Origin of the sequence: Streptomyces sp. NPDC006512 (assembly GCF_040611935.1) — a bacterium.
Lineage (GTDB): Bacteria > Actinomycetota > Actinomycetes > Streptomycetales > Streptomycetaceae > Streptomyces.
Window position 1 is genome coordinate 61,777 of sequence record NZ_JBEXPG010000041.1, and the last position, 12,638, is coordinate 74,414.

At 72.4% G+C, this 12,638-nt stretch carries 12 protein-coding genes; 3 read left to right on the forward strand and 9 right to left on the reverse strand.

The window, feature by feature from the left end:
- Positions 1–76 precede the first annotated feature (76 nt).
- Together ABZZ17_RS26550 and ABZZ17_RS26555 are read left to right on the forward strand one after the other, a co-directional pair.
- Entirely contained in the window at positions 77–502 is a 426-nt protein-coding gene (locus ABZZ17_RS26550) for a nuclear transport factor 2 family protein (RefSeq protein ID WP_356879258.1), read from the forward strand.
- Between the two features lie 2 nt (positions 503–504).
- Positions 505–1,434 carry an MBL fold metallo-hydrolase gene (locus ABZZ17_RS26555; protein WP_356879260.1) on the forward strand — a complete coding sequence of 310 codons (930 nt, stop codon included), beginning with the start codon at positions 505–507 and terminating at the stop codon, positions 1,432–1,434.
- A 90-nt stretch (positions 1,435–1,524) separates the two neighbouring features.
- Here the strand turns inward: ABZZ17_RS26555 and ABZZ17_RS26560 are convergent, their stop codons facing one another.
- The 4 genes from ABZZ17_RS26560 to ABZZ17_RS26575 all read right to left on the reverse strand — a co-directional run bounded on the left by ABZZ17_RS26560 (position 1,525) and on the right by ABZZ17_RS26575 (position 6,074).
- The gene (locus ABZZ17_RS26560) at positions 1,525–2,676 is read right to left on the reverse strand and encodes a hydrolase (RefSeq protein WP_356879262.1); all 1,152 of its coding nucleotides are present in this window, start codon (positions 2,674–2,676) and stop codon (positions 1,525–1,527) included.
- A gap of 38 nt (positions 2,677–2,714) precedes the next feature.
- Positions 2,715–3,977, reverse strand: a complete 1,263-nt coding sequence (locus tag ABZZ17_RS26565; RefSeq protein ID WP_356879264.1) for a DUF6365 family protein — start codon at positions 3,975–3,977, stop codon at positions 2,715–2,717.
- 19 nt (positions 3,978–3,996) lie between these two features.
- Complete coding sequence (locus tag ABZZ17_RS26570; RefSeq protein ID WP_356879266.1) at positions 3,997–5,136, reverse strand: glycosyltransferase; 1,140 nt, start codon at positions 5,134–5,136, stop codon at positions 3,997–3,999.
- A 113-nt stretch (positions 5,137–5,249) separates the two neighbouring features.
- The gene (locus ABZZ17_RS26575; RefSeq protein WP_356879268.1) at positions 5,250–6,074 is read right to left on the reverse strand and encodes a methyltransferase domain-containing protein; all 825 of its coding nucleotides are present in this window, start codon (positions 6,072–6,074) and stop codon (positions 5,250–5,252) included.
- 350 nt (positions 6,075–6,424) lie between these two features.
- On the opposite strand from ABZZ17_RS26575, the gene ABZZ17_RS26580 reads away from it, so the two are divergent.
- Positions 6,425–7,699, forward strand: a complete 1,275-nt coding sequence (locus tag ABZZ17_RS26580) for an MFS transporter (RefSeq protein WP_356879270.1) — start codon at positions 6,425–6,427, stop codon at positions 7,697–7,699.
- Positions 7,700–7,779: 80 nt separating this feature from the next.
- Here the strand turns inward: ABZZ17_RS26580 and ABZZ17_RS26585 are convergent, their stop codons facing one another.
- From ABZZ17_RS26585 to ABZZ17_RS26605, 5 genes are all read right to left on the reverse strand, one after another.
- A complete protein-coding gene (locus ABZZ17_RS26585) occupies positions 7,780–8,295 on the reverse strand; it encodes a flavin reductase family protein (protein ID WP_356879272.1) in 516 nt (171 codons plus the stop codon).
- Between the two features lie 108 nt (positions 8,296–8,403).
- Entirely contained in the window at positions 8,404–9,672 is a 1,269-nt protein-coding gene (locus ABZZ17_RS26590) for a ketosynthase chain-length factor (protein ID WP_356879274.1), read from the reverse strand.
- Positions 9,669–10,940, reverse strand: a complete 1,272-nt coding sequence (locus ABZZ17_RS26595) for a beta-ketoacyl-[acyl-carrier-protein] synthase family protein (protein ID WP_356879276.1) — start codon at positions 10,938–10,940, stop codon at positions 9,669–9,671. Before ABZZ17_RS26595 ends, ABZZ17_RS26590 begins: the two co-directional genes overlap by 4 nt.
- Positions 10,937–12,121, reverse strand: coding sequence for a DegT/DnrJ/EryC1/StrS family aminotransferase (locus ABZZ17_RS26600; RefSeq protein ID WP_356879278.1), 1,185 nt, complete (start codon positions 12,119–12,121; stop codon positions 10,937–10,939). The genes ABZZ17_RS26595 and ABZZ17_RS26600 overlap by 4 nt, the downstream gene beginning before the upstream one ends.
- Positions 12,122–12,272: 151 nt before the next feature.
- A partial coding sequence (locus ABZZ17_RS26605) for an adenosylhomocysteinase (RefSeq protein ID WP_356879280.1) occupies positions 12,273–12,638 on the reverse strand: 366 nt, incomplete at its 5' end.

A 12,638-nucleotide genomic window follows, 5' to 3' on the forward strand; every position in this document is an offset into this window, starting at 1 on the left:
GGGGCCGGGGCCGCGCCCCGGTACCGGCCGGTCCATCCACCGTCCCAGGCCTCCACAGTCCAGGAGAGACACCCACATGACCACCGCTGTCAGCACCGACCTCTACTCGCAGGTGCTCCACTTCTACGCTCACCAGATGCAGGCCCTCGACGCCCGCCGCTTCGAGGAGTACGCGGCCTCGTTCACCGAGGACGGCGTGTTCCTGCACTCACCCGGCGCCGAGCCGGCCCGGACCCGGCCCGGGATCGTGCGGGAGCTCGTCGAGTTCCACAAGAAGTACGACGGGCAGCAGGTGCGCCGCCGCCACTGGTTCAACCAGGTCGCCCTGGAACACCAGGAGGACGGCACCGTCAAGTCCACGGCGTACGCGCTGGTGACCACCGTCAGGCCGGGCGGTGTGCCGGAGATCAACCCGAGCTGCCTCGTCCACGACACCCTGGTCGTCGAGGACGGCGAGGTGCTGATCGCGTCCCGTCTCATCACGCACGACCAGGTCTTCTGAGGATGCCGGCGGACGCCCGCGCGGCGGGCGGCACGGAGCCCCGTCTCCAGGAGGTGGCGGACGGCGTCTTCGCGTACGTGCAGCCGGACGGCGGATGGTGCCTGAACAACGCCGGGCTGATCGTGTCGCGAGGGCGCTCCGCCCTGGTCGACACCGCCGCCACGGAAACCCGTGCGAAGGCCCTGAAGGCGGCGGTGGGGACGGTCACCGCCCGGCCCCCGCGGTACGTGGTCAACACCCACTCCCACGGGGACCACACCTTCGGCAACTACCTCTTCGCCGACGAGGCGGTCGTCGTCGGGCACGAGGGCACGCGCACCGAGATGGAAACGGTGGGCCTGCACCTGACGGGACTGTGGCCGGACGTGCGCTGGGGCGAACTGTCCGTGGTGCTGCCCGAGATCACCTTCCGGGAGCGCCTCGACCTGTACGTGGGAGACGTGCGGGCCGAGCTGGTGCAGCTGGGCCCCGCCCACACGGCGAGCGACACCGTGGTGTGGCTGCCCGAGGAGCGGGTGCTGTTCACCGGGGACCTGGTGATGTCCGGGTCGACGCCGTTCTGCCTGATGGGTTCGGTGGCGGGGTCGCTGGCGGTGACGGAGCGGCTGCGGGCCCTCGGACCCCGCACGGTGGTCGCCGGCCACGGGCCGGTCGCGGGGCCGGAACTGCTCGACGCGACCGAGGGGTACCTGCGGTTCGTGCAGCGCCTGGCCCGGCAGGGCGTCGAGGCGGGTGTCGGGCCGCTGGACGCGGCCCGCGACGCGGACCTCGGGGAGTACGCGGAACTGCTGGACTCCGAGCGGCTGGTGCCCAACCTGCACCGCGCGTACGCGGAGGAACGGGGCGCCGCGCCCGGGGTTCCGCTCGACATCGAGCTGATGTTCTCCGAGATGGTCGACTACCACGGCGGCCTGCCCGTGTGCCACGCCTGACGGCGGACACGGACGGAGGGGCCCCGCCTTCGGGCGGGGCCCCTCCGTCGTGCTCGCGGTGCGGGGCGCCGGGTGTGCGGCGCCCGCCGGTCAGCCGGCCTGCGGCGCCGCGTTCAGCAGGCGGGCGTAGGTGCCGGCGAGGGGGGCGAACTGCAGACCGCTGTGCCCGGCACCGCAGTTGACGTCGCGCCAGCGCCGCTGGAGTTCCTCGCCCTCGGCCTGGGCCCGGGTGCCCGCGGTGCGCAGCAGCCGGTCGACGACGGAGGCCAGCAGGTCGGCCGCGAGGGCGCTGTCGCGTCCGTTGCGCGCGGAGTCCAGGTCCGAGTACGGCCCCTCGTCGGTGGTGCGGGCGACCCGCTCCAGGAGCAGTTGCGCGGCGTCGGTCTCGCCCTCGGCGCGGGCCAGCAGCTGCTCGAAGGGGCCGGCGTCCTGGGCGCCGCTGATCGCCCCGCCGGGGCCGGCGAGCTTGCCGCGCACCAAGTGGGACCAGCGGTGCAGGGCGCCCCGGGTGGCGCCGAGCAGCGGTGCGGCGAGGGTGAGGCCGTTGCCGGCCTTCAGCGGGACCTGGTGGCAGGCGGCGTCGGAGTCGGGGGCGGCGCCCGCGAGGAGCACGTCGAGCGCCACGGACCGTTCGTCGGGTACGAGCACGTCGTCCAGGACCACGGAGTTGCTGCCGGTGCCGCGCAGGGCGACGGTGAGCCAGGTGTCCTCGATGCGGTAGTCGGTGCGGGGCACCGCGAACACCCGCACGTGCTGTCCTTCGGGGGTCTGGGCGCGGGCGGCGACGAGGGTCCAGTCGGAGAAGTCGACGGCGCTGACGTAGGGCCAGGTGCCGTTCAGGCGCCAGCCGCCCGGTCCGCGTTCGGCGGTGCCGCTGGGCACCAGGCCGGCGGAGACGACGGTGTCCGGGCCCTTGTGCCAGACGGCTTCCTGGCCGGCCGTGGGCAGGTAGGCGGTCATCCGGCCGGCGCTGGCGACGACGGACGCGCACCAGGCGGCCGAGGTGCACCCCTCGCCCAGTGCGGCCACCGCCCCCAGCAGTCCGGTGAACGTGCCGGCGCGGCCGCCGGCCGCGGCGGGGGCGAAGTAGCCGGGGAAGCCCGCCGCGACCACTGCCTCGGCGACGGGTTTGGCCAGGGTGCGGGCGGCCTCGGAGGCGCCGGCGTGTTCGGCGGCGAGCGGCGCCGCGGCCCGGGCGGCGGCGATCAGCGGGTCGGGTCCGGCTGCGCGGTCGTTGCTCATCGTGTGTCTTCCTCTGGTGTGGTGCGGCTGGGAGGTGTTCAGCGCCCGATGCCGAGCCGGTCGGCGGCGGCCGTGAAGGCCTGCGCGGTGTCGGGCAGCCGGCCGAGCGCGTCCCGGTAGTCCGCGCGGGCGGCGGCCAGCCCGTCGCGTACGGCGGGGTCGTAGAGGACCGACTCCAGGCCGCTCACCACGGCGTTCTCGTCGAAGACCTCGGCGCTGAGGACCGTGTCCGCGAAGGGGTTGTCGTGGAGCAGGCCGGACAGCAGGCGGCTCCAGCGCAGCGGCCACTGGTGGAAGGAGGGCACGGGCCCGGGGAAGTCGGTGAGCCAGGAGCGGGCGGCCGGCGAGAGTGCGCCGAAGGGCGCGGTTCCCGACGCGGCGGCCCCGGCGGGGAAGGCGTGCCCGTTGGTCGCGATCAGTCCGGGGACGTCCAGGAGGATGGCCCGCTCCAGGGCGTACGAGGTGAGGAAGCAGGACATCACGGCGTCGGACGCGCCGAGCAGCTGGTGGTAGCGGTCGGCCGTGTACACCGGTTCGAAGTGGACCCGTTCGGGCGGCAGGCCGAGGTTCTCGAAGTAGGGGCCGACCATCACGAACCGGGTGTCGGCGGGCAGTCTGCGCAGGTAGTGGCCGATCAGCCGGGGCAGCCGGACGGCGAGTTCCCGGGTGGCCGGCCCGGCCCGGGTCTGCATGATGTGCTGCCACGGCAGGGTGGGGAAGAGCAGGAGCCGCCGGCCGGCTTCGACGCCGGCCGAGCGGCGTACCCGCTCGCGGGCCGCGTCGGTGAGGGGGGTGAGGGTGCTGTTGGCCCGGTAGAGCAGTCCGTTCGGTCCGGCCGGCCGCTGGGGCCGGTTGACCGGGACGGGTCGCAGGTGGAGGGGCATGTCGAGGAGGTTGGCGTCGACCGTGACGGTCTTGCCGAGGACCTCGACCTCCCGGTCGGTGTCCGCGAGCCCGAGCATGTCGATGGGCAGGACGGGCACGCCGAACTCCTGGACGTACCAGGGGTCGGTCTCGTAGTTCACGAGGTGGGTGAGCCAGTGCCCGAGGTAGTCGCTGAGGACGATGGCGTCGGGCCGGAACTCCCGGACGGTGCGGGCGACCGTGTCGCGGATCCCGTGGCCCAGGTCGGAGGTCACGACGGTGTAGGAGTGGCCGGAGGCCTTCAGCTGGGGTTCGTTGTCGGCGTCGACGACGAAGTGGCACCGCACTCCGGCGGGCTTCAGCTGGTGGGCCAGGTCCAGGCCCACGGTCGTCTCGTGGAGGGTCTTGGCCAGGGTGGCCATGAAGAGCAGTCGCATGCGGTGTCCGCCGTCTCGGTCAGTGCGGGAAGGCGGAGACCAGTCGCTCGATGGCGCCGACGGCCTGCGCGGCGACGGGCTGGGCCGCGACCTCGGCGGCCAGCTCCCGGGCGCGTTCCCGGTAGGACGCGGTGGCCAGGATCTCCGCGCAGGCGTCCGCGAGGGTCTCCGCGGAGTCGTTCTCGGGGGCGATCATCTTCCCGGCGCCGTAGGCGTCGAGGCGGGTGCTGTAGTCCACGCAGTACGGCAGGTACGGGACGAGCACCTGCGGTACGCCGTAGGCCACGTAGCCCATCGTGGTGTTGCCGCCCGCGTGGTGGATCGCCAGGTCGGCGGTGGGGGCCGCCTGGTGGAGCGGGATCCAGCCGGCGCGGATGCCGGGGTGCAGGGGGCGCAGCTTCTCGGCGACCGCCTCCGGGGTGGCGACCAGCACCTCCACATCCAGCTGGGAGACCTTCGCGACGAGCCCGTTGAGGATGTCGAAGTCGGACTCGGGGGTGACGCGGCTGCCCGCGGAGACGAGCACCCGGGGGCGTTCTCCCTTTTGCAGCATCCAGGGTTCGACCGGCTTCTGCGTGGCGTACGGCACGTAGCGCATCAGCTGGGCGGGCAGGGCGTCGGAGGGCCGCAGGCTGGGCGGGCAGATGTCGACGAAGAGGTCGGTGCGGGGCATCTCGTAGAGGCCCAGCCGTTCCATCTCCGGGCCCAGTTCGGCCGCGGCCGCGAGGTCGATGGTGCGGGGCTCGCCCATGTCGATGGCCTGCTTGACGTACGGGACCCCCGCGTGGGCCGCGATCAGCGGGGCGGCGAAGGCCAGGGCCCCGCCGACGACCACGTCGGGCCGCCAGCGTTCCGCGAGTTCGATCAGCCCGTCCAGGCAGCTGGCGGCGTACCGGCCGAAGGTGCGGCCGTTGAAGATGTACCGCTCGTGCAGGTCCTCGGGGATGGGGACGCGCACGCCCCGGCGGTCGACGAGGGCTTCCTGCATGGCCTTCGAGGACACCGGGGCGGCGGGTATGCCCGCGGCCGTGATGGTCGTCATGCAGTTCTCGGGCGCGGCCATGATGACCTCGTGCCCCGCGTTGCGGGCCGCCTGGGCCAGGGGAACGATCCCGAAGATCACTCCAGAGGTTCCGCCGGCTACGAACAGAATCTTCATGCGGTCAATCCTGGAAAGTCGGGATCGGAAAGGGCTCGGGAAGGGCTCGGGACGGGATCGGGGCGGGATCGGGACCGGCTCGGAGGAGGCTCGCGGGGGGCTCGGGAGCCGGGTCAGGCGGCGGGCTTGCGGGCGGTGATGATCCGGTAGCCGAGGTGGTCGCGTTCGAGCTGCGAGACCTGCCCGATCATCTCCTTGAACTCCTCGGCGAAGGCCTGGCCGCCCTTGGCGACGACCTTCTCGTAGTTCTCCTCCACGATCCGGTCGATGCGGGCGGCGGACTTGCGCAGGTGCTCGCCCGCGTCGTAGTCGCGCTCCACGACGAAACCGGCGGTGGTGAGCAGTTCGACGTACTGCTCGGGGGTCGGCAGGGAGTCGACGGTGAAGCCCTCGACGAGGACCTTGCGCCAGTGGGCGTCCAGTTCGACGGTCTCGGCGTAGTCGGAGAGGACGAAGACCCCGCCGGGCTTGAGGACGCGGTGGATCTCGTCGAGCGCCTTCTGCCGGTCGGAGAGGTACATGACGGATTCCACGGCCCACGCGGCTTCGTACGAGCCGTCGGCGTAGGGCAGTTCCATGGCGTCGGCGCGCTCGAAGGAGACCCGGTCCGAGACTCCCGCCTCGCGGGCCAGCTCGGTCCCGGCGTCGACCTGCTCGGTGCTCACGGTGATGCCCGTGACCTTGCCCCCGCCGGTCTGGGCCAGCCGGATCGCGGGGCGGCCCTTGCCGCAGCCGACGTCGAGGAGGTGGGCTCCGGGCGCCAGCCCGACCTGTCCGATGAGGACGTCGGTGAGCCGGTCCTTCGGGTCCGTGCCGGGGTCCTCGTCGTCCCAGTAGCCGATGTGCAGGTTCTGGCCCATGAAGATCTCCCAGAGCCACCCCCGGTCGTCGTAGAACTCGCCCACTTCGTCCGGCGTCAGGGCCTGGTGCTCCGCCATCGGTTCCGCTCCTCGGTTCTTCGGGGTCAGGGGTCCCGATCCTGGCGACCGCGGTTCGACTCCCGCTCGAAGAGCGATCGTGGAGCCGCTCCCCAGCGGCGGTCGAGCGGTGTCCGGCAGAAGGGCGGCGGAGCCCCGGTGGTGCCTTGGCGCGGCCTGGGCCGTGCGCCGAGCGGGGGTCGAGCGGGGGTCTAGCGGAATCTCGCACTCTGGGGGATAAAGATCCCCTTCGTGGGCGGGAAGGGTTCCGGTCCGATATTTCCGGACATCCCACCGGTGTCCCCGCGACCTCGAACTCCCCCGACGCACCGACCGGGATCGTGGACCGCATACCACCACCGGAGTTCCGTATGGCCGCACAGCCTCTGGCTGCCGCAGCAGCCCCCGCCCCCAACAGGGCCACGCTGTTCATCCTTCTCACCATCTCGACCCTGACCATCATGGCCGGAGCCGTGGTCGCCCCGGTCGTCAGTGTCATCAGAGGTGATCTCGGGGTCAGCGGCACCCAAGCCGGGCTGATCCTGACGGCGCACGGCCTTTCCCTGGCCATCGTCAGCCCCTTCATCGGCTGGGCGATCGACCGCTGGGGGGTACGCCTGCCCCTGGCGCTCGGTCTCGTGATCTACGGCCTGGCCGGCGGGGCGGGACTGTTCGCCGACACCTACACCACCCTCATCATCAGCAGGTTCGTCTTCGGCATCGGCGCCGCCGCCCTGTTCAGCGGGACGACCGTGGCGCTGATCTCCCTCTACCAGGGGCCGGAGCGGGACAAGGTCGCCGGCTGGCGCGGCACCGCCATCAGCATGGGCGGCATCATCTGGCCGCTGATAGGTGGTGCGCTGGGCAGCCTGTCCTGGCACGGGCCGTTCGCGGTCTACCTGCTGGGCATCCCGCTCGGCGTCGCGGTGCTCTTCGTCCTGCCCAACGCCCCGGTGGCGCCCCGGGCCAAGGGCGTCAGCGCGGTGGCCCTGATCCGGCAGCAGCCCCGGCTGCTCCAGCTGTACGGGCTGTCGCTGTTCAGCTCGTTCCTGCTGTACGTGATGGCCGTCTTCCTCCCGCAGCGGCTCACCCAGCTGGACGTGGCCGACCCGTTCGTCATCTCCCTGATCACCACCAGCACCTCGGTGGCGGGCAGCGTCATCGGCCTGTTCTACGCCCGGCTCAAGGGCCGGCTCGGGTACGTGAACCTGCTGCGCATGTCCCTGACCCTGTGGACGCTCTCGATGCTGACCATCGGGCTGGCCGGGCACCCGGCCCTGCTCACGGTCGCGGCGGCGCTGTTCGGACTCGGCAGCGGGGTTTCCGTACCGGCGCTGGCGATGATGCTCGGCGAGGCGGCTCCGCCCGCCCTGCGCGGCCAGGTCATGGCCCTGTCGGGGACGGCCAACTTCCTGGGGCAGTTCGTCGCGCCGCTGATCATCGGCCCCGTCATCGGAGCCACCTCGATCACCACCGGCTTCGTCATCGCGGCCGGTCTCGGCGCCGTGGTGCTGCTGCTGTCCCTGGCGGTGAAGGAGCTCCCCGCCTCGGCCGGGGAGGCGGGGGAGGCCGGGGAGGCACCCGCCGGTCCGCCCGCGGCCGCTCCCGCGGACCGGGTGACCGCGGAGGACACCAACCGGGACTGACCAGACCGGGGAAGCGTTAACGGCGTTAACGGTGGTGCACCGTTAACGCCGTTAATGGTCGGGCCCGTTGGGCGGTCTGCTCAGCCGGCGGACGACAGCAGGGCCGCGCCCGTGCCGGGCCGGGTGAAGCGCCGGTTGTGGTAGACGAGCGGCTCCGCCCCGCTGACGTCGGCGGATTCCATGCGGCCGACGAGGATGCTGTGGTCCCCGCCGTCCAGGACGTCGTGCAGGGTGCAGACGATCCGGGCCGTGGCGTCGGTCAGGCCGGGCAGTCCGTGTTCGAGCGGCTCCATCGGGGTGCCCGCGAACTTGTCCCGCCCCGAGTGTCCCGAGCGGGCGAAGGCCCCGGCGACGTCGGCCTGGTCGGCGGCCAGCACGTTGACGAGGAACCGGCCGGTGCGGGTGAAGGCGTCGTGGCAGGACGCCTTCTTCGCCAGGCAGACCAGCACCAGCGGCGGGTCCAGGGAGAGGGACGTGAAGGAGCCGGCGGTGAAACCCAGGCGACGGCCGGCCGGGTCCACGGTGGTCACGACGGTGACCGGCGTGGGCACGTGTGCCATGGTGCGGGCGAATTCGGCGGGGTCGATGGTGGGCAACGGTCCTCCTGGCTCAGGTGCGTACGGGCGCGGCCGCCGGATGGGTGCGGCCGGTCCTCCGGCCGGGACTGGCCGTCCGCGAGGGCGCCCGGTACCGGCCCGTTCTTCTCAGGCTGCGCGGACCACCATGGCCGCGTTGAAGCCTCCGCGGCCGCGGGCCAGCACCAGGGCGGTGCGCAGCCGCCCGGGGCGGCGTACCGCGGTCACGAGGTCGATGGGGCAGTCCGCCGCGGGCGGGCCGGTGTTGACGGTCGGCGGGATCACCCCGTCGCGCAGGGACAGCAGCGCGGCGGCCAGGTCGAGGGAGGCGCCGCCCGCGGCGAGCCGGCCCGTCATCGTCTTGGGTGCGGTCACGGGTACCCCGTGGGCGCCGAACAGGGCCGCGATGGCCTCGGCCTCGTCCCGGTCGGCGGCGCGGCGTCCGGCCGCGTCGGCGAAGACCACGTCGACGTCGGCCGGCTCCAGTCCGGCCTCGCGCAGCGCCAGTGCGGCGGCGTCGCGCAGGCGCGGGGCGCCGCCCGAACCGGGCTTCGGGTCGAAGGTGGCGGCGTAGCCGGCCACCGTGCCGTAGACCGTGGCCCCGCGGTCGTGGGCCGCCGCTGCCTCCTCCAGGACGAGGAGCGCCCCGCCCTCGCCGACGACGTGGCCGTCGGCTTCGGCGGAGAAGGGCAGGTAGGCGCGCTCGGGGTCCTCGGAGGTGCTCAGCTCGCCGCCGGCGAGGTGTGCCGCCCAGCCCCACGGGCAGAGGGAGGAGTCCAGGCCGCCTGTGATGAGCAGCCGGATGCCCTTGCGGAGCTGGCGGCGGGCCTGGGCGACGGCGTCGAGTCCGCCGGCCTGCTCGCTGACGATGACGCTGTTGGGTCCGCGCATGCCGTTCTTGATGGAGATCTGGCCGCTGTTGACGGCGTAGAACCAGGCGAAGGACTGGTAGGCGCTGACGTACTGGCCGCCCTTGCTCCACAGGGCCTGGAGCTCGCGCTGGCCGAACTCGTAGCCGCCGGCGGAGTTGGCGGTGATGACGCCCGCCGTGTAGTCGGCGAGGTCGGCCGGGTCCACTCCGGCGTCGGCGAGGGCCTCGTCGGCGGCGGTGAGGGCGAGCCGGGTCACGTGGGCGGTCTGCGGCAGCAGCCGGCTCGGAAGGTGCTCGGCCGGGTCGAAGCCGGGGACCTCCCCGGCCAGCTTCGCCGGGTACTGGCCGGCTTCGAACCGGGAGAGCGGGCGGATGCCGCTCTCGCCGCGCAGGACCGCGCTCCACCACGCCTCGGTGCCCAGCCCGTTCGGGGCGGCCACGCCGATGCCGGTGACGACGGGTGCGTCGGGCCGGACCGCGGCGTCGGGCCGGATGCGGGTGGCGCTGACGGTCGTGTCGGTGGTCATGCGGCATCTCCCAGACGCGGGCGGGTCAGGATCATGGCGCTCTGGAAGCCGCCGAAGCCGCTGCCGACGCTGAGCACGGTGTCGGTGCGGTGCTCGCGTGCGGTGAGCGGGGTGTAGTCCAGGTCGCACTGGGGGTCGGGACGGTGCAGGTTCGCGGTCGGCGGCACCACGTTGTGCTCGATGGCCAGCGCGCTGGCGGCGATCTCCAGGGAGCCGATCGCCCCGAGGGAGTGCCCGATCATCGACTTGATGGAGCTGACGGGCACCTCGTAGGCGTGCTGTCCGAGGCTGCGCTTGAAGGCGGCGGTCTCGTGCCGGTCGTTCTGCTTGGTGCCGGATCCGTGCGCGTTGACGTAGTCGACGGCGCCGGCGTCGAGGCGTGCCTCGTCGAGGGCGACGGTGATCGCCTGCGCCATCTCGTGGCCCTCGGGGCGCAGGCCCGTCATGTGGTAGGCGTTGCCGCGGCTGGCGAACCCGGAGATCTCCGCGTACACGTGGGCGCCGCGGCGGCGGGCGCTCTGCAGTTCTTCGAGGACCAGGACGGCGGAGCCCTCGCCGAGGACGAACCCGTTGCGGGTGGCGTCGAAGGGCCGGGAGGCGGTCGCCGGGTCGTCGTTGCTGGGCGAGGTGGCCTTGATGGCGTCGAAGCAGGCGACGGTGATGGGGGAGATCGGTGCCTCGGTGGCGCCGGTGATCATCACGTCGGCGCTGCCCTCGCGGATCAGCTCGACGGCGTGGCCGATGGAGTCCAGGCCGGAGGTGCAGCCCGTGGAGACCAGGGAGACGGGGCCCTGGGCGCCGACCCGCCAGGCCACTTCCGCGGCCAGCGAGCTGGGTACGAAGTAGTCGAACAGGTGGGAGACGGCGAGGGTGTGGTCCACCTGCCAGGTGCTCCCGCCCCCGCTCACCGCGTCGTACTCGGTGTCGAGGCCGGTGGTGCAGCCGACGGCGCTGCCGAGGGTGACTCCGGTCCGGGTGGGGTCCAGGAGTCCGGTGTCGAGTCCGCTGTCGCGGAGCGCTTCGTCGGCGCTGACGAGCGCGAACTGGGCGGCCCGGTCGAGGCGGGCGGCCTCCTGCGGGGTGAACCCGTGGTCCAGGGGGTCGAAGTCGGCCTCCGCGGCGATGCGCGAGCGGAACTGCGAGGCGTCGAAGAGGGTGACGGAGCGGGTGGCGGTCCGGCCGGAGGTGAGGTGGGACCAGTAGTTCTTCGTGCCCACTCCCCCGGGTGCGACCACGCCGATGCCGGTGATGACGACGCGTCTGTTCATCGGTTGTCCTTCACGGGGGAGTCCTTCTGCGTCTCGGCGCTCCGCGTTTCCACGGCCTTGCGGAGGGAGGCGACGACGGTGAGCACGTCCGCGTCGGACAGGCCCGGGTGCAGGGGCAGGCACAGGGTCCGGTCGGACACCCAGTCGGAGCCGCTGAGTTCGGGGGCCGGGCCGTCCGCGGGTGCGTAGGCCGGCACCTTGTGGAGGGGCGCGTAGCGGAAGGTGGTGTAGATGTCGTCCGCGAGCAGGTCGCCGGCGACCTGGTCACGGATCCCGGGGTGCAGCTGCACCCAGTAGAAGTAGTACGTGGACTCGTGGCCCTCGGGCAGCGGCGGGGGCGTCAGCACGCCCTGGAGCCCGCCGAGTTCCCGGTCGTAGAGGTCGACGATCTCCTTGCGGCGCGCGACCATCTCGGGAAGCCGGCGCAGCTGTACGGAGCCGATGGCGGCGGTGAGGTCGTTGCCGATGACGCGGCGCCCCGGTTCCGGGATGTCCAGCTCCCACCAGCGGGCGGAGACCTTGGCGTAGCCGAAGCCGCTGGACTGGGCGAGGCCGTGGTAGGCGAGGCGGCGGATCCGGGCGGCCCGCTCGGGGTCCTTGACGTAGATCATCCCGCCGTCCCCGGTGACGAGGACCTTCATGGCGTCGAAGCTCCACATCGCGATGTCGCCGAAGGTGCCGACGGCCCGGCCGTCGACGCGGGAGGCGACGGAGCAGGCGGAGTCCTCGATCAGGGTGATGCCCAGGTCGCGGCAGCGTTCGGCGATCCGGGCGATGTCGCCGGGGTAGCCGCCGTAGTGGAGGACGACCACGGCCTTGGTCCGCTCGGTGAGGGCGGCCTCGATGTCCTCCAGGGTGGGGTTCAGCGTCCGGGGGTCCACGTCGCAGAAGACCGGGCGGCCGCCGTGGGCGAGGACGGCGTTGGCCGCGGCGAGGAAGCTCAGGGACGGCAGGACGACCTCGTCGCCGTCCTGGAGGTCGAGGGCCTCGGCGGCGAGGAACAGGCCCGAGGTGGCCGAGTTGATGAAGACGACGTGTTCCGGGGCGACACCCAGGTGTTCGGCGAAGGCCGCTTCGAAGGCCTTCGTCCGGGGTCCGTGACCGAGCCAGCGGTCCTGGAACACAGCGGCAACCGCGTCGAGTTCCTCAGCACCGACCTGGGGCTGAAAAAGATTGATCATAGCTGCCTCTCACGTCCGGGTGTCACTGAGAGCTTGCGAACGTCTGCTCGACCTTCGATCCAGTTCCGGTGGTCCCGGCCCGTACGGGGCAGGCCCCCGGCACGGGTGCCGGGGGCCTGCTCACAGCCTGCGCCGCTGATCGGGGCCGTGATCAGTAGCGGTAGTGGTCGGGCTTGTACGGGCCCTCGACCTCGACGCCGATGTAGGCGGCCTGCTCCGGGCGCAGGGTGGTGAGCTTGACGCCGAGGGCGTCGAGGTGGAGTCGGGCCACCTTCTCGTCGAGGTGCTTGGGCAGCACGTACACGTCGGTCGGGTACTCGGACGGCTTGGTGAAGAGCTCGATCTGGGCCAGGGTCTGGTCCGCGAAGGAGTTCGACATCACGAACGACGGGTGGCCGGTCGCGTTGCCCAGGTTCAGCAGACGGCCCTCGGACAGGACGATGAGGACCTTGCCGTCGGGGAACTTCCAGGTGTGGACCTGGGGCTTGACCTCGTCCTTGACGATCCCGTCGATCTT